This window comes from Parafrigoribacterium mesophilum, assembly GCF_039652555.1.
Classification (GTDB): Bacteria; Actinomycetota; Actinomycetes; order Actinomycetales; family Microbacteriaceae; genus Parafrigoribacterium; species Parafrigoribacterium mesophilum.
Genome location: NZ_JBDJAF010000002.1, coordinates 90,045 through 106,348 on the forward strand (window position 1 = coordinate 90,045; position 16,304 = coordinate 106,348).

Genomic DNA, 16,304 nt, shown 5'->3' on the forward strand with positions numbered 1-16,304 from the left:
CGGTGATTATGGCATCCTCGGACCCGTCCATTGATGGTGCAACACATTGGTGCGTACACTGAGTCTTACATGGCAAAGCGATTGACCTTCGCCATGGCCAACAATCGACGATGGAGACGATATGGGTTCCCAACTAGTCAACGAACAAGTAAAAACTGGGCTCTTCATCAACGGGCAGGAGCAGGTAGGCGCCGGCGAACTGCCCGTCAAAGATCCAGCCAACCCGGCTCTGATCGTTGGCGTCGCCGCAGCGGCGTCGCGCGAGCAGGCGCTCCAGGCCGTCGCAGCGGCCAAGGAGGCCCAGCCGGCCTGGGCAGCGTTCAGCGCTCAGGAACGCGCACGCATGCTGGATGACAGCCTCGCGGTCCTCGCCGACCATCAGGCCGAGGACGCCGAGATTCTCAGCCGCGAAAACGGCAAGATCATCATGGAAGCGACCATTGACCTCATTGTCTTGAGCGTGAGGTTCGGTCTGGCCACCGCGCTGGCCGATCAGGTGGACGACGTGACCGTGCTTCCCGGCCCCCCGCACGAGACCACCGTCGCCTACGCACCGATCGGTGTCGTCACGCTCATCGTGCCGTTCAACTGGCCGGCGGCCATCCTGGGCGCCACGCTCCCGTATGCGCTGCTCGCCGGTAACACCGTCATCGTCAAGCCACCGCCCACGACACCTCTGGCTCTGACCCGCGTCGTGCAGCGTATAGCGGAGCAACTCCCACCCGGTGTGCTCAACATCGTTACCGGAGTCGATGCGGAGATCGGCGAGGCGCTGGTCAGCAATGACGACGTCGGGATGGTGTCGTTCACCGGCAGCCCCGGCGGTGGCCGCCGGATCATGGCGATGGCCTCGCCGACGCTGACCAAGGTGGCCCTGGAACTCGGCGGCAACGACCCGGCCATCATCCTCGAGGACGCGGTGCTCGACGACGACGCCATGACCAGGATGTTCCAGGCCGTGTTCGACACCACCGGGCAGATCTGCATGGCGATCAAGCGCATCTATGTGCACCGGTCCCGCTACCAGGAGGTCATCGACGGACTCTCGAAGAACCTGGAGAAGGTCGTGATCGGCCCTGGCCTCGCCGAAGGAACGACGATGGGGCCGCTGCATTCGCCTCGTCAGCGTGACTTCGTCGCGGAGATCGTCGAGGAGGCACGCGCCGCCGGGGCCGAGGTATTGGAGTTCGGCGAACTGCCCACCGAGGAGGGGCTGCGCGACGGCAACTTCCTCAGGCCCAGCATCGTATTGGACCCCGATCCGTCCCTCCGGGTGGTCACCGAGGAGCAGTTCGGTCCCACGATCCCGGTCATCCCGTTCGATGACGAGTCCGAGGCGATCGCTGCGGCCAACGACACCTGGGCGGGCTTGTGCTCCTCCGTGTGGTCAGCAGACCTGGAGCACGCCGCGAAGGTGGGCGCGCGACTGAAGGCGGGCTACATCTTCGTGAACAACCACAGCGCTACCTGGCTGGACCAGCGTGCGCCGTTCGGTGGCGTCAAGGGCAGCGGCTTCGGCCGCGAGATGGGCATCGAAGGCCTTCGGGAATTCATGGTCACCCACAGCATCGCCCTGCCGAAGGAGTAACCGATACGAACAAATCAGGGGAGCCGCGCGAACCCGCGGCTCCCCTTACTCATGCGGACCCGCGCAGGCGACTCCGGCCACCGCCGCAGACACCGGCGTCTTATGGTCGAGGCAGCGCGATACTCCGAGTAGCCATGAACTCCCGTATCCCTTCGATGCCCATCTCCCTACCAGAACCGCTTCCCTTGACGCCGCCGAACGGTGCGCGGGCATCGAGGGCATTGGGACCGTGGCCGTTGACAAAGACGAATCCAGACGCCATTTTCGCCCCGATAGTCAGCGCTCGCCGGGTATCCTGCGTCCAGATGGAGGAGCACAGTCCCGCCCAGGTGTCGTTCGCGGCAGCGATCGCCTCGTCGTCCGTATCGAACGGCAGGATCGGCAGAGTGGGCCCGAATTGCTCGTCGGTGACGATGCGAAGCGACGGTTCCGGGTCCAGAACCAGGCTGGGGCGCAAGAAGTTCCCGTCGCGCAGGCGCTCATCGGTGGGAACCTCGCCGAATTCTCGGATTTCGGTGCCAGCGGCGCGAGCCTCGTCGAGCAGGCCGACGACCACCTCCCGCTGCCGTGCTGAATGCAGCGGCCCCATGGTGGTGCGCTCGTCGAGGCCGTGGCCCAGAACTGTTTTCGCCAATCTCGCGGAGAGTGCCTCGACGACCTCGCTGTACCGCGACCGGTGCACATACAGGCGCTTGATCGCCATGCAGATCTGACCGGTGGTGTCGAAGGCCGCGTGGTAGAGCCGGTCAATCGCATCCGGGTCCAGGCGCGCATCCTCCAGAATGATGGCGGGATCGTTGCCACCAAGCTCCAGAGAAACCCGTGTCAACGACTCTGATGCCATCGCAGCGACTCGGCGTCCGCCGATCCCGCCGCCGGTGAAGGACACCATCGCGATGTCCTCGTTCTGTGCCAGAGCGGTCCCGATTTCGGCGTCCTCGCCAGTGATGATGTTGAGCACCCCGCGGGGAAGCAGTTCGGCAATCCGCCGCGTCGCTCGCGCCGTTGCCAAGGGTGCGGTAGGCGGTGGCTTCACCACGACCGTGTTTCCCGCCAGCAATGCGTACGGCAGGGTGGCCGAGAGGATTCCGATGGGCCAGTTGAACGGCACAATGATGGAAACCACTCCCACGGGGACGTGGGTGACCGTTGTTTCGTAGGGAGGCCCGGAAAGCACCGTGGTCCCCTCCACCTGGTCCGCCAGCGCGAGTGCCAACGCGAAATGACGGCCGAACCCGCTGACGTCTCTCAGGGCCTCCGACCTGAGCTTGCCATTTTCCGCACTGAGGATGGTCGCATCCTCGTCTGCGAAGGCAGCAAGTCCGGCCAAGCTGGCGCGGAGGCTCGCGGCACGCTCGGTGGGTGAGAGTGCTGCCCACGCGGGGAAGGCGGCCTTTGCGGCGGCGACCGCACCGAGTGCCTGCTGCCGCGATGCCGAGGCCGCATAACCCACAACGGCAGCGGGATTTGCAGGATCCCGAACCGTGATGCAGTCGTCACTGACCTGCTCTTCGCCGTCGATGAAGAGGCTGGTCGACACTGGCTTCCGACTGATCAGACCTGAACTCACACCATTTCCCTTCCTTGCCCCGATCCTAGGACGGCGACTTCGACAACTGGATCGGGCTTCCACTACCTGGAAGCCTCATTGGTGTGGGCTGGGCCGATGCGTCAGTCTGGTGTTGGCCCGCTGGACCCATCGCCTAGCAGTGTCTGGCATGAATGATCCGGCCGTCAACGATTCGCAGGAGGAAACAATGGCAGTAAAGGGCTCATGGCCGCGCGCGATATTTTACGACTCCAAGACGACTCTCTTCGACTGGGGATGGAGCTGGGCGACCGCCTCTGAAGCTCTGGTCAAGCGCTACGACTCGGCAATCGATCCGAAGGAATTCGCATCGAACTGGGTCAGGTTGTTCGAGGCACACCACCGGAGGACCGCCTTCGCCGGGTACACCCCCGTCACCGAGATCATCACCGAAGCCCTCATGGACACGTTTCGCATTCTCGACATCCCGGGCGAGCCGACCGACGTGAGCGCGTACACGGAACTTCAGAAGGACGTCGGACTCTTCGAGGAGACCGAGTCGGCACTGCGGGAGCAGCAGGAACTCGGAGTCAAGATCTGGACGTATTCCGACGTCGAACGCAAATATCTCGACATGTATGTCAGCAAATTCAAGAATTTCAAGCCTGACTTCGTGGGCAGTACGGAGGAGGCCCACTTCCACAAGCCGAACCCGCGTACCTACGCTTGGGTCCTCCATCAAAACGACATGCAGCCCCGTGATGTGCTGTTTTGCGCTGCTCCGTCCTTCGACGTACAGGGTGCGATGTCGTATGGTCTGCTCGCCGCACGGCTGCAACGCCCGACCGCCAAGAAGAGCGACGGTGTGCTGGCGAACGAGGCGGACGGCAGCAGGGGCATTACCCCGGACTATGTGATCGAAAGCCTCAACGACATCACGACGATCATCCGGGCGAATCGGGGTGACGCCTGAGTAAGTCGGCTTCCGAAGATAGGAAGTCCGACTGGATCGCCTGACCCGAATGCACCACCATGAGCTTGATCACGGGTCGCGGCATCGGGCTCGGAAAGTGACCTGGAAAGGGTTCTGATGGTTGACAACAACGGCACGAGCGACCGCCTGGCGGGGTTCCACGGTCGCTCGATCGCGGAGTCACCGAAGTCCACGCCGGTCATCGGAGAGTATGACGTCGTTGTCGTCGGCGGGGGTCCCGCGGGCTTGATGGCCGCGACCGCCGCCGCCAGGGCGGGCCGCTCGACCATCCTTCTCGAGCGCTACGGCTTTCTGGGTGGCGCCGGGACGATGGGTGGCCTCAGCACCTTTTGCGGTCTGCATGCGCGGGTCCATGGGGAGGACAAGCAGGTCATTCACGGACTCGCGGACGAACTTCTCGAGAGGATCGACGGTATGGGCGGACTCAACCCGCCGCACCTCACCATAGAGAACAAGATCCTGGCACAGGCCTTCGACATCTCTGTTTACAAGATGGCCGCCGACGATCTCGTCCTGGCCTCCGGCGCCCGAATCCTGTTCCATGCCATGGCCGTCGGGGTCTCGATGACAGACGATTCCACGATCGACGCCGTTCTTATCGAGTCCAAGTCCGGTCGCGGCGCCATCCGTGGACGCGTGTTCGTTGACGGCTCCGGAGACGCGGACCTGGCGACGTGGTCGGGCGTCCCCTACGAAAAGTCGGAAGAACTCCTCTTTCCCTCTCTCATGTTCCGCATCAACGGGGTGGACTTTGAGCGTGCCGGGGCGGCATGGAAGACCGTTGCGCAGCTGATGGATCAGGCCGAACGTGCCGGTACGCATCATTTCCCCCGAAAGAAGCCCATTGTTCGGCCGCAGCGCAACCCGCTTGAATGGCGAGCTAACCTCACTCAATTGTCGAACGGTGACGGTAGCGCTATTGACGGAACCGACGTCGAACAGCTGACCCTCGGCGAGATCGAGGGCCGGCGTCAAGCCCGTGACGCATTTGAGTTCATCAAGGCCACAACCCCGGGGTTCGACTCCTCTTATATTGTCGACCTCGCCCCGCAGATTGGAATCCGGGAGACCCGGCGCATCATCGGCTCGTACCAACTCACCGGAGACGACATTTTGGACTGCGTCGACTTCGGGGATGCGATAGGGGTCAACGGGTGGCCCATCGAAGCTCACGTCGCCGGCGACGTCGACTTTCAGTTCCCTCGCCACGAAAACTCCCGCGGCTTCAACCAGTTGCCCCTGAGGATGCTCATTCCGAAGGTCGTCGAGAACCTCTATGTCGTGGGCCGCTGCGCTTCCATGACCCAGTACGGACAGTCGTCTGCCAGGGTGACCGGACCGTGCTTTGCGATGGGACAGGCAGCAGGTACTGCAGCCGACTTGGCGCTATCGGCTGGGTCCGCGTGCGGCGACATCGACACAGCCCAACTGCAACGGCGGCTCACGGAAGCCGGAGTCTATCTTGGCAATGATCTTGAGGCTCCGCCTCGATTGGCGGCCGCCACGGCACACTCAGAGGAGAAGATATGACGAGGAAACTTCGTAGCGTATTCGAACCGGGAACGACACTGTGGGCGATGAGGCGAGCGCAGTGGAGCGTTCTCGGGATCACCCCCGAGGACGAGCTCAAGCCGAAAATCGCGATCGTGAACAGTTCGTCCCACTTGGCCAGTTGCTTCAGTCACCTGGACGACATTGTTCCCGTGCTGTCCCAAGCGATCCGAGACGCTGGGGGTGTGCCACTGGAAATTCGCACTGCGGCGTCAAGCGATGCCATCACCAGCGCCGGACGCGGTGGACAGTACATCCTGCCGACTCGCGACCTGATCGTCGACGACATCGAGGTCGCCGTGGAGGGTGCCCAACTTGATGGAATGGTGTGCCTCGCCTCGTGCGACAAGACGGCGCCGGGCCAGCTCATGGCCGCCGGGCGTCTCAACATCCCGACGATTATCGTCGCGTGCGGTTACCAGTCTTCTGGCACGTACAAGGGCGAACACATCGATTTCGAGGACGTCTTTCATCGTGCTGGTCAGGTCGCCAGTGGCATGCTGAGCATTCGCGAGTTGGGGAACATGGCGTCGGCTGCGGTCACCGGTCCCGGGGTGTGTTCCGGTATGGGCACGGCGAACACGATGCACATCGTTTGCGAGGCGCTCGGCATGGCGATGACCAACAGCACACCGGTCCGCGCCAACGGCGACAAGATGTGGTCCGCCGTTCGCCGCGCCGGTGAACGGATCGTAGAACTGGTCGAACAAGATGTTCGACCACGTGACATTCTCGTTCCAGACGCGTTCCGCAACGCAGTCGCGGCGGTGCTGGCGATCAGCGGATCTGTCAACGTGATGAAGCACCTTCAGGCAGTGGCTGCGGAGGCGGAATGTGATGTTGATGTGTGGCGCCTCTTCGAGGAGTTGGGGCCACAGGTGCCGCTGCTAGTCGGCGTCAAGCCGAACGGCGAACGGCTCATCGAAGAATTTGACGATGCCGGTGGCGCGCTGGCGCTGCTATCGCGCCTCAGGCCTCTGCTCGTCGACCATGTTGCTACCGTTACCGGACCGACGCTCGGCGAACTGCTCGATGTCGCCGAGGTCCTCGATGATGATGTCGTGCGCTCGCTGGACAACGGCCTTGCCAATCATCCGGCGATTTCCGTGCTCCGCGGCACCCTCGCCCCCGACAGCGCTGTCGTGAAACGAACCGTGGCCGATACCGCCCCCCTCTCGTTCACCGGGCCGGCGCGGGTGTTCCACTCGCGAGACTCGGGGATGGCCGCCATCAAGGACGGCCGTGTCCATCCAGGGGATGTCGTAGTACTCAGCGGGTTGGGGATGAGAGGCTCGCCCGGTATGGCCATGACGTCGGCGTTCATCTTCGCACTCGATGGAGCGGGGTTGAGCGAAGAGGTCGCAGTGGTGACCGACGGCCAGATGTCCGGACTGGTCAACCGAGGTCTCGTGGTGGCGGAAGTCGCCCCCGAAGCCTGGGGCGGGGGACCTCTCGGCCTTGTTCAAGACGGCGATGTGATCTCGATCGATGTGAACGCTGGGACGATCGACCTCCTCGTTGACCCGGTCGCACTCGAGACGCGACGGGCGGCCTCACCCACGGCAGTACCCGCGGTCGGATGCGGATGGCTGTCAACGTACGCCCGTGAGGTGAGCGCACTCAACGCCGGAGCGGTATTGCGCGGCTGAGGAGAGACGTCCGGTAGCTCCGCTCCCGGACGGTCCCGAAAGCGATGGGCCTATCCCGAACGCCGCGTCCTGTTGGCCCGGGAGACGGCTCGTGCGCTTGCCTGGACCAGATAGCCCCACGACCTGCCCTTCATCTGGTCGAAGGGAATGATGATCGACAGTGCCGCTACGACCGTGGCGGAGGAATCATAAATCGGTGCCGCGATGGAGACCAGCTGTGTGTCGATCTGGCGGTCGCTTGTGGCCAATCCTTCCCGTCGTACCCGGTCCAGGGCCGCTCGCAACTTGGCCGGATCGGTCTCGGTGTGCGAGGTGTAGCGCTCCAGCGGAGCCTGGAGGATCTCGTCTTGGACTTCGGTTGGGGCAAACGCGAGGAGAACATGCCCGACCGCGGTCGCGTGAATGGCGTATCGCCCCCCGACACGGGGTCTGGCGTTCGTCAATGTCTTGTCGACCAGTCGCGCGACGAAGACTACTTCGTTTCCCTCCCGGATGGCTAAATGCACCGGATAGTGCGTGATCTCGTAGAGATCCTGCATGAATGGCAGCGCGATGCGCTGCAGGTCGACGGACCGCGGGGCAAGGGAGGCGATCTCCCAGAGCCGCAACCCGACCTGGTATGGACCGCCATCCACCGCCCGCTCCAAGGCGCCGCAACTGACAAGCTGAGCCGCAATGCGGTGGGTCGTCGTCAGAGGCAGCGCGCTGCGACGGCTGATCTCCGACAGGCTCAGTTGGTTGTGCTTCTCGTCAAACGCGCCGAGGAGGCGGAACACCTTCTCCATGACCGAACGCTCTTCCGGTTGCGGCACTGCTGTCCTCCAAGGCGGTTCCTCGCGTCGCTGCTTAGCACTCATCGTAGACACTCCGAAGGGCACTCACGCCTCTGAGTCAGGCACGGGCAACATCGACGGCGCTTCACGTGCATATGAGTCAGATTCTTGACGCTCGTGACGCGTCTGTCTACTATTGCGAGATGACGGAGATCCTAGAGCACGGTGTCCTGCACGGGAAAGTGGTGATTGTCACGGGCGCGGGACGCGGCTTGGGACGTGCCTACGCGATCGCCATGGCAGCGGCCGGAGCGTCGGTGGTGGTCAACGACGTCGATGAGGACGTCGCGCGTGAGGTGGTCTCCGACATCGTTTCGTCCGGGGGGTCCGCTACCACCGAAATCGGCGCCGTGGGATCCGCGGAGGTCGCGGATGCTCTCGTGGATCGGGCGGTGGGGGACTACGGCCGGTTGGATGTGATGTGCACCAATGCCGGTGTGCTGCGAGACCGGACGTTGGCCAAGGTCACCGATGAGGACTTCGATCTGGTGCTCAGGACGCACCTGCGCGGCACATTCACGTGCGCACGTTCCGCGGTCAGGCAGTTCAAGTCGCAGGGCGGCGGGGGACGATTGATCCTCGTCGGTTCGCCGGCTGGGCAACGGGCGAGCTTCGGCCAGACTGCCTACAGCGCCGCAAAAGCCGCGATCGTCGGCTTGGTCCGTACCTGGGCGGTGGAGTTGGAGCGTCAGGGCACGACCGTCAACGCGGTCATCCCTACGGCGCTGACCCGGATGGCGGCGACCATTCCTGGGCTCAGCGACGCCGTCGAGGCGGCCGAGGCCGGTGAGCCGGTCCCGCCACCGCTGCGTCGGCGCGGGCTGGGTGTGCCGGAAGATGTGGCTCCCCTCGTGGTCTTTCTCGCCTCCGACGCGTCGGCCGACGTCACCGGCCAGGCGATCGCCGTGGGCGGAGATCGGCTTGCCCTCTGGTCGCATCCTCGCGAGGTCGTCACCGTGCTTCGCGAGGGCGGCTACTCGGATGACTCGCTGGCGGAGCTGTTCTCCACCGTGCTCCTTCCTCAGCTTCAGCCCTATGGCCGCCCAGTGCCGCCGGCGTCGACCGCGGCCGGCAAGTGACTGCGACAGTGACAGTGGACCCCGCCGATCTCGTTGCCATCGATATGCACGTGCATGTTCAGGCTTTGGTCGCCGGCGGCTCCTCCTCGAGCAGCACCCGCGCGGAGATGTCATCGTATTTCGGGACCGAAATGGGCTCGTTCACCACCGCGCAGATCGCGTCCTATTACCGCGAACGAAAGATGGCGTGCGTCGTGTTCCGCGTCGACCGTGCTGGCGAGTCTGACGACAACGCCCCCAGCAACGAAGAGATAGCCCGAGTCGCCGCCGACAACCCGGACGTGCTGATCCCCTTCGCCAGTGTTGATCCGGCCCGGGGCGCCGAGGGCGTTGACATGATTCACCGACTTGCGGATGATTTCGGCATTCGCGGCGTGAAGTTTCATCCGAACGTGCAGGGCTTTTTCCCGAACGATCCCGCGGTGTATCCGCTCTACGAGGCAATCCAGCAGCATGACCTCATCGCGCTCTTTCACACCGGTCACACGGGTGTGGGCGCCGGCGTCCGTGGCGGTCGCGGGATCCGCCTCAAGTTCTCCAACCCGATGAGCGTTGACGATGTTGCCGTCGATTTCCCCGACCTTCGCATCATCCTGGCGCATCCGTCCTTTCCCTGGCAGGACGAGGCGCTGTCCGTCGCGCTGCACAAGCCCAACGTCTACATCGATCTGTCCGGTTGGTCGCCCAAGTACTTCCCCCCGCAGCTGATTCAGTACGCGAACACGCTGCTCAAGAAGAAAATGTTGTTCGGGTCCGACTTTCCGGCCATCACCCCGGACCGCTGGCTGTCCGACTTCGACCGGCTGGAGATCAGGCCCGAAGTGAGGCCGATGATTCTTAAGGAGAACGCGGCCCGCCTTCTGGGCATCCGGATGCCGAACCCGACCCGATCAGAAGGAGATGAAACATGACGGCCATCACGATCGCCGAAGGAGTCGACGGGCTGCGGGCGTTGTCTGGACAGCATCTGGGCACCAGCGACTGGCTGACAATCACGCAGGACCGAGTGGATGCCTTTGCCGAAGCGACGGGTGATCACCAATGGATCCATGTCGACGTGGAGCGGGCAGCGACCGGACCCTTCGGCGGAACCATCGCCCATGGCTACCTGACGCTCTCCTTAGCGACGATCTTCATGCCCCAGATCCTGGAAACCCGTGGATTCTCGATGGGAGTGAACTACGGCTGTGAGAGGGTGCGTTTCCCCACGCCGGCCCCCGTGGGTTGCCGCATGCGGTGCAGTGCCGTGCTGGATTCGGTCACCGATGTGGCTGGCGGCGTGCAAGTCGCCTTCACGCTCACGTTCGAGATCGACACGTCACCGAAGCCCGCGTGCGTCGCCACGATTCTCATTCGCCGATACCTGTAATCCCTCCTCCGCACGAACACCGGATTGGTGATTTTTGATGGATGCCCACATCGGGTCGCTGCTCGAATCGATCGCCGACCTGGTCGCGGAGGTGGAGCCTGGCCGGATCGCCATTGTTCAGGGTGCAAGACAGCGCAGTTGGGCGGATTTCGAGGCGAGGAGTTCCGCGTTGGCCGGTCACCTCGCACAGTGCGGCGTGACGGCGGGAGCTTGCGTGGGAATCGGGCTGTATAACTCGATCGAATACTTCGAGGCACTCCTGGCGACCTTCAAGCTCGGGGCTGTGCCGATCAACATCAACTATCGATACCGGGACCGGGAACTCGAACAGGTGCTGACCTACACCGGCACCGTGGCGGTGGTTGTCGACGACACGCTGCGTGAATCGATGGGGCGAGTGGCGACGCACATCGGCTTGCGCGCCGTGGTTGTGGTCGGCGGCGATGCGCGGCAGGTCCGGGACGACCCAGTGTCCACGGACTACGAGCAGGCGCTGGCCGCGACGCGGCTGGCCAGGCGCGCCCACGACCCGTCGGACCGCGTCATCATGCTCACCGGCGGTACCACCGGCACACCGAAGGGGGTGGTCTGGACCCACTCGGGTGCTGGCACAGTCGTGCTTTCCACGCATCGGAGGATGGGACTGGACATCCCCGTCGATCATGAACAGGTCGTGGCATTGGCACGAGCACAGTTGAGCGCGGGAACCGCACCGACCGTGTTGCCCGCCTCTCCGCTCATGCACGGCACCGGGTTTTTCAGCACGATCGGGAACCTGCTGCTCGCCGGACGCGTCGTGTGTCTGCCGGGCCGATCGTTCGACGCCGCTGCGCTGTGGAGCGAGGTCGAGCGCCATCGCGTAGACGAGATCGCCATCGTGGGGAACGCCTTTGCCTGGCCGATGGTCGACGCGCTCGAGCGGGCGGAGAACTCCGGGGCACCGTACGACATCAGCAGCCTGCGACGCGTCGTCAGTTCGGGCATGCCGTGGAGCGTCGACGCCAAGGAGAAATTCCTCGCGGCGGGAAACATGACCCTCCATGACTCGATCTCCTCCACGGAGGGTGGACCCTATGCCGTCTCGATCGTCGGAACGAGCGACAGTCCGCGAGATTTCGGATTCCGGCTCCCGGCCAATGCTCGACTGATCGGGTCGGACGGTGCCATCGTCGAGGCGGGTTCGGGGGAAGCGGGGTTGCTAGCCAGCTGCGGGAACCTGCCGCTCGGCTATCTCGACGACCCGGCCATGACTGCTGCGGTGTTCCGGGAGATCGACGGCGTGCGTTTCGCGGTTCCCGGCGACGTTGCGGCGGTTGCGGGGGACGGGACCCTGGTGTTCTTGGGGCGCGGGGCCGGCGTTATCAATACCGGCGGTGAAAAGGTCTTCACCGAGGAGGTGGAGGCGGCGTTGGTCGGTCACCCCGACGTTCAGGATGCTGTAGTCGTCGGCATGCCCGACGAGCGTTGGGGATCGCGGATCATCGCGCTCGTGCGCCTTGTTGACGGGCGGGTTGCGACACAAGAAGAGCTTTCGTCGTATGTCGGTCGAACCCTGGCCGCGTACAAGAGACCGCGGCGGATCTTCTTCGTCGAATCGGTCGAGCGAAATATCTCAGGCAAGATTGACAGGGCTCGAGCGAAGCAGCGGGCCGAAGAGCTGATTTCCCGAGTGGAATCACGCGATTGACTACAGAGGGTGAGCGAGTGTCCGGTCAACATCCGTCGGTGCACGCGCAATCGGTTCTCCTGACGTTCTGTGGTGCGTACGTTCTGGACCAGCGCGCCGTCTCCGCGACCAGCTTTGTGCACGTGCTCGGGGAGATCGGGATCGGTGAATACGCCACCAGATCGGCCCTGACGCGTATGGCTCGAAACGGCCTGTTGCACACCAGTCGCTCGGGCAGGCAGGTGTACTACGGTCTCAGCGACGCGGGTCGTGTACTCCTGACCGAGGCGGCCACCCGAGTGTGGGACAAGGGGGTGGTACTGCGCCGCTGGAACGGGGAATGGACTCTTTTCGGGTTTTCGATTCCCGAGTCCCGGCGTGACGAGCGGCATTCCCTTCGGTCTCGCCTCACCTGGGCCGGGTTCGGCATGCTCCAGCACGGCCTGTGGATATCGCCCCAGCCGATCGACCCGCACCTGTTGCTTGCGGAGTCGGACGTGGCACACTTCGTCCATGGATTCGTGGCCCGTCCCACCAGCGGCACCGACGTCGACACGATCATTGCCTCGGCGTGGGATCTCGAATCGCTGGCGGCTCGATACCGGACGTTCCTGGCGCGCTGGGACGTTCCCGAGCCCCTCCCGGGCGCGACGGACCTCAGTCGGCAGCTTCTGCTCGCGACGGAATGGCTGCTGTTGGTACGGGAAGACCCGTGTCTACCGCTCCAGCATCTGCCTGAAGGGTGGCCGGGCGCTCGTGCGCAGTCGGTGGCACGAGCGCTCAGGGCGACTCTGGCCGGTCCCGCTCGCGTGATCGCCGAACGCACGATAGTGCGGCTGGACGATTGAGATAGTCGTCGGTTACTGCGCGGGTTCCTTGTCGTAATCGAGGTCCCCGGGGGTGAATCGGCCGCTGAGCAGCTCACGGGCAATGGTGCGCCGCAAGATCTCGTCTGTTCCCTCGAAGATGCGGGTGTACCTGAGTTCCCGATACCAGCGCTCGATCGGCAATTCCTTGGTGTACCCCAACGCACCATGGATCTGCAGCGCGCGATCCGCGACCGCGTTCGCCATGGCGGTGCCGCCCAATTTGGCGATCGAGGATGCCATCCGTGAATCGAGCCCCTTCTCCTGCCGCCATGCCGCGTACAGCGTGGTCCAGCGCGCCTGCTCCAGTTCGACCGCCGAGTCGGCCAGTAGCCACTGGATGCCCTGGTAGTGCGCAATCGGTTCGCCGAAGGCGTGCCGGGAGTTTGCGCGATCCACCGCCATGCCGAGCAGACGCTCACCGGCTCCGACCGCCCCGGAAGGGATCATGACAGTCCGCCTCATGCCCGCGCCCGGAACTTCTTCTCGCCGTTGATCAGCCACGAATCTCCGTCTCTTCGAGCGGTCGTCTGGACGCCCGCCGCATCGGACCCCGCACCAGGCTCGGTGATGGCGAAGCACGACACCCGCTCGCCGGCAATGGTCGGCAGCAGGTAGTCCCGTTTCTGCTCCGCGGTGGCCGAAAAGAGGATGTTGTCGGCCTTTCCGCCGAAGTCGAATGGCACGAAAGTACGGCCGAGCTCCGAATGGATCACCGACAACAGCACCGGGCCCAGACCCAGGCCGCCATACTCCTCGGGCGTAGCGAGCCCCCACAGCCCCTGGCGTCGCGCTGTGGCCTGCAGCCGGCGAAGCCGAGGCCGCGGGAGGCCGATCTCGCCCGCGGCCTCCCGGCTCAGAACCTCCAGTTCGAGAGGGATCACCTCGGTGTCGATGAAGCGTCTCACTGCGCTCCGAATTCGCGATTCGTTGTCGCTGAGTGAGAAGTCCATCGTGATGCCCTTTTCCGGCCGTATTGCGTGAGAAGCGCTTTAGCGAACTTACCGGCCCGAAGCCGGCACGATCGGGTTGGGCTTCCGACTCCCGGAAAGGTGTTTGACCAGGACCCGAGCAGCGTGGTTTGGTAGCTCCAACGAAGACGAGTGCTGCCTTCACCTGATTCATCACACAGCAATATCTCATCGAATAACACAGCTAGACCCATCCAACAAGGGAGTCGGATTTATGTCGAACAACGGTCCTGTATTCAGCCGCAGAGGCTTCTTGACCCGTGCCGGGGGAACCGTGCTGATGGGGGCGCTGGGCGCAACGGCGTTGGCTGCCTGCGCCACAGGCGAAGCAACGCCGGCCGCATCCACCTCCGGGGCGCCGGACAAGCCCGTCCCGCTGGTCCCCTTCACGTTCTTGAGCTTCCTCCCAGTGAGTTCATTCACGGTGTCACCGGAGATGATGGCTGTCGCTGGTGGATATTTTAAGAAGAACGGACTCGACGCGACGCTCCAAGCTGTTAAGGGCTCCGCTCAAGCGACCCAACTGCTGGTGGCTAATAAGGGACAAGTCGCCCGCAACGGTGCGATTGACGCAATGACGGCAGGTTTCACCCAGAACCTGCCGGTGAAGATCGTTGGGGTGAACACGTACGGTTCCGCGATCCGCATCTTGACCACGAAAGAGACGCCCAACCCGTCGGATTGGGTGGGCAAAACCATCGGTGTTCCGTCCGTCAACGGGACGAGCGACAAGACACTTTCCGCAGTGTTGCACGATGCGAATATCGATCCGACCAGTGTGAAACGGCAACTTGTAGGCCTAACACCTGGAACGTTCGAGTTGGTCCGGAACGGTTCTCTCGCCGGCTATATGGTCAGTTTGGACACGGCTCTGATCGTTCTCAAACAGAACGCTGACGCCGTTTCGTTTGCGCCGACAAACGTGACAAAGGTCGGGGACAACATCTACATGACGAGCCAGGATCAAATAGACCAACATGGCGACGAGATAAAGAAGTACTTCCTTTCCATTAAGCAAGCGACCTCGGACATGATCGCGGACGAGGCCAACGGGTTTGACAAGACGATCAAGACGTTGCGGAGCGCTTATGACTTTGCCAGCCTTGCCGACGAGGACATCGCTAAAGGGGCACTGAAGGCGTACAGCCATCTGTGGCCGGACGCGGACGGACATCTGCTCACGATCGACATGGACCGGCTCGAGGAGTCGTACCGCCAGATGGTCGACTTGAAGGTCGTTCCGGCCGGAAAAGACATCGAAAGCATCGTCGACACGAGCCTGCTCCCGAAGTAATTGTCGCCGCACCGAAAGTACTGATGGATTTTGAGAAATAGACGAGAGATGGGCGTCATGATCGATAACGGGGAATCGGCCACCCTCACGGAGTCACAGGGCAGAGGGTCTGCGACATCCGCACCGGGAACGAACGTCAAGCTAGAGATCAAGAACGTTAGCAAGGACTTCGTCACTGCGCGAGGGACAACACGCGCGCTCTCAAACATCAGCCTGGCGATTCGCGAGCAAGAGTTCGTATCGTTGATCGGACGTTCCGGGTGTGGCAAGACAACCGCGCTTCGGATCATTGCGGGGCTGATACCCCCCACGTCCGGTGAGGTGTGGATCGGCGGGAAGTCCCTTTGGGCGGGGTCGTCAATTGATTCCGCGGTGATCAGCCATTTGGGTGTTGTCTTCCAGGACGCCAATCTTTTTCCCTGGTACAACATCATTGACAACATCTCCCTTCCGTTGCGACTACGTGATATTCCCAAACCGAAGCGCTATGCCAGGGCGCGGGAACTGATGGAGCTTGTGGGGCTCGGGGGGTTTGAGAAGTCCTATCCTCGGGAGCTATCGGGTGGGATGCGCCAACGAGCCGCCATCGCCCGTGCTTTGAGTTACGACCCAGAGTTGCTCTTGATGGATGAGCCTTTTGGGGCGTTGGACGCGCTGACGCGAGAGCGGATGAATCTTGAGCTGCAGCGGATTGCATCGGCGATCAAAGCGACCGTCGTGTTTGTAACCCACGACATCTCCGAAGCAGTGTTCTTGGGCAATCGAGTGGTTCATCTGACCCCAAGACCAGGTCGGATTCAGAACATCACAACGGTGGACATACCTAGGCCGCGATCGATTGAAGCGCAATCTGAAAAAGAGTTCGTTGAGATTGTGAACAACCTACGCGTCGCACTCAATGCAGAGGAATGAGCAG

Annotated in this window: 15 protein-coding genes; 11 read left to right on the forward strand and 4 right to left on the reverse strand. The window is 63.0% G+C overall.

What is annotated here, in order from left to right:
- Positions 1–121: 121 nt before the first annotated feature.
- Positions 122–1,588, forward strand: coding sequence for an aldehyde dehydrogenase family protein (locus tag ABFX56_RS10545; RefSeq protein ID WP_346233284.1), 1,467 nt, complete (start codon positions 122–124; stop codon positions 1,586–1,588).
- 100 nt (positions 1,589–1,688) lie between these two features.
- Here the strand turns inward: ABFX56_RS10545 and ABFX56_RS10550 are convergent, their stop codons facing one another.
- On the reverse strand, positions 1,689–3,128 hold the full coding sequence (locus ABFX56_RS10550; protein ID WP_346233285.1) for an aldehyde dehydrogenase family protein: 1,440 nt from the start codon (positions 3,126–3,128) through the stop codon (positions 1,689–1,691).
- Positions 3,129–3,306: 178 nt separating this feature from the next.
- On the opposite strand from ABFX56_RS10550, the gene ABFX56_RS10555 reads away from it, so the two are divergent.
- The 3 genes from ABFX56_RS10555 to ABFX56_RS10565 all read left to right on the forward strand — a co-directional run bounded on the left by ABFX56_RS10555 (position 3,307) and on the right by ABFX56_RS10565 (position 7,310).
- On the forward strand, positions 3,307–4,089 hold the full coding sequence (locus tag ABFX56_RS10555) for an HAD family hydrolase (protein WP_346233286.1): 783 nt from the start codon (positions 3,307–3,309) through the stop codon (positions 4,087–4,089).
- Positions 4,090–4,206: 117 nt separating this feature from the next.
- Complete coding sequence (locus ABFX56_RS10560) at positions 4,207–5,640, forward strand: FAD-dependent oxidoreductase (RefSeq protein WP_346233287.1); 1,434 nt, start codon at positions 4,207–4,209, stop codon at positions 5,638–5,640.
- On the forward strand, positions 5,637–7,310 hold the full coding sequence (locus ABFX56_RS10565) for a dihydroxy-acid dehydratase domain-containing protein (protein ID WP_346233288.1): 1,674 nt from the start codon (positions 5,637–5,639) through the stop codon (positions 7,308–7,310). Before ABFX56_RS10560 ends, ABFX56_RS10565 begins: the two co-directional genes overlap by 4 nt.
- Before the next feature lie 50 nt (positions 7,311–7,360).
- Here ABFX56_RS10565 and ABFX56_RS10570 read toward each other — a convergent pair whose 3' ends face one another.
- Positions 7,361–8,122 (reverse strand): IclR family transcriptional regulator, encoded by a 762-nt coding sequence (locus ABFX56_RS10570; protein WP_346233289.1) that lies wholly within the window; start codon positions 8,120–8,122, stop codon positions 7,361–7,363.
- 164 nt (positions 8,123–8,286) lie between these two features.
- Between ABFX56_RS10570 and ABFX56_RS10575 the strand changes: the two genes are divergently transcribed.
- Genes ABFX56_RS10575 through ABFX56_RS10595 form a run of 5 tightly spaced genes read left to right on the forward strand, consistent with a single transcriptional unit; the run spans position 8,287 to position 13,105 of the window.
- Complete coding sequence (locus tag ABFX56_RS10575) at positions 8,287–9,222, forward strand: SDR family NAD(P)-dependent oxidoreductase (RefSeq protein WP_346233290.1); 936 nt, start codon at positions 8,287–8,289, stop codon at positions 9,220–9,222.
- An 8-nt stretch (positions 9,223–9,230) separates the two neighbouring features.
- Positions 9,231–10,133, forward strand: coding sequence for an amidohydrolase family protein (locus ABFX56_RS10580; protein WP_428834432.1), 903 nt, complete (start codon positions 9,231–9,233; stop codon positions 10,131–10,133).
- The gene (locus ABFX56_RS10585; protein WP_346233291.1) at positions 10,130–10,591 is read left to right on the forward strand and encodes a MaoC family dehydratase; all 462 of its coding nucleotides are present in this window, start codon (positions 10,130–10,132) and stop codon (positions 10,589–10,591) included. The genes ABFX56_RS10580 and ABFX56_RS10585 overlap by 4 nt, the downstream gene beginning before the upstream one ends.
- 37 nt (positions 10,592–10,628) lie before the next feature.
- A complete protein-coding gene (locus ABFX56_RS10590) occupies positions 10,629–12,278 on the forward strand; it encodes an AMP-binding protein (protein WP_346233292.1) in 1,650 nt (549 codons plus the stop codon).
- A gap of 17 nt (positions 12,279–12,295) precedes the next feature.
- Positions 12,296–13,105: a PaaX family transcriptional regulator gene (locus ABFX56_RS10595; protein ID WP_346233293.1), complete on the forward strand. Its 810-nt coding sequence runs from the start codon at positions 12,296–12,298 to the stop codon at positions 13,103–13,105.
- Positions 13,106–13,117: 12 nt separating this feature from the next.
- Here ABFX56_RS10595 and ABFX56_RS10600 read toward each other — a convergent pair whose 3' ends face one another.
- Positions 13,118–13,573, reverse strand: coding sequence for an acyl-CoA dehydrogenase family protein (locus ABFX56_RS10600; protein ID WP_346233294.1), 456 nt, complete (start codon positions 13,571–13,573; stop codon positions 13,118–13,120).
- Between the two features lie 11 nt (positions 13,574–13,584).
- Complete coding sequence (locus ABFX56_RS10605; protein WP_346233295.1) at positions 13,585–14,031, reverse strand: acyl-CoA dehydrogenase family protein; 447 nt, start codon at positions 14,029–14,031, stop codon at positions 13,585–13,587.
- Between the two features lie 277 nt (positions 14,032–14,308).
- Between ABFX56_RS10605 and ABFX56_RS10610 the strand changes: the two genes are divergently transcribed.
- Together ABFX56_RS10610 and ABFX56_RS10615 are read left to right on the forward strand one after the other, a co-directional pair.
- Positions 14,309–15,388, forward strand: a complete 1,080-nt coding sequence (locus ABFX56_RS10610) for an ABC transporter substrate-binding protein (protein ID WP_346233296.1) — start codon at positions 14,309–14,311, stop codon at positions 15,386–15,388.
- A gap of 48 nt (positions 15,389–15,436) precedes the next feature.
- Positions 15,437–16,300, forward strand: coding sequence for an ABC transporter ATP-binding protein (locus ABFX56_RS10615; RefSeq protein WP_346233297.1), 864 nt, complete (start codon positions 15,437–15,439; stop codon positions 16,298–16,300).
- Positions 16,301–16,304: the final 4 nt, after the last annotated feature.

Bases quoted from the DNA above. Each gene is read 5' to 3' on its own strand.
- ABFX56_RS10545 (WP_346233284.1), top strand. From the start codon at position 122: ATGGGTTCCCAACTAGTCAACGAACAAGTAAAAACTGGGCTCTTCATC.
- ABFX56_RS10555 (WP_346233286.1), top strand. From the start codon at position 3,307: ATGAATGATCCGGCCGTCAACGATTCGCAGGAGGAAACAATGGCAGTA.
- ABFX56_RS10560 (WP_346233287.1), top strand. From the start codon at position 4,207: ATGGTTGACAACAACGGCACGAGCGACCGCCTGGCGGGGTTCCACGGT.
- ABFX56_RS10565 (WP_346233288.1), top strand. From the start codon at position 5,637: ATGACGAGGAAACTTCGTAGCGTATTCGAACCGGGAACGACACTGTGG.
- ABFX56_RS10575 (WP_346233290.1), top strand. From the start codon at position 8,287: ATGACGGAGATCCTAGAGCACGGTGTCCTGCACGGGAAAGTGGTGATT.
- ABFX56_RS10585 (WP_346233291.1), top strand. From the start codon at position 10,130: ATGACGGCCATCACGATCGCCGAAGGAGTCGACGGGCTGCGGGCGTTG.
- ABFX56_RS10590 (WP_346233292.1), top strand. From the start codon at position 10,629: ATGGATGCCCACATCGGGTCGCTGCTCGAATCGATCGCCGACCTGGTC.
- ABFX56_RS10600 (WP_346233294.1), bottom strand. From the start codon at position 13,573: ATGATCCCTTCCGGGGCGGTCGGAGCCGGTGAGCGTCTGCTCGGCATG.
- ABFX56_RS10610 (WP_346233296.1), top strand. From the start codon at position 14,309: ATGTCGAACAACGGTCCTGTATTCAGCCGCAGAGGCTTCTTGACCCGT.
- ABFX56_RS10615 (WP_346233297.1), top strand. From the start codon at position 15,437: ATGGGCGTCATGATCGATAACGGGGAATCGGCCACCCTCACGGAGTCA.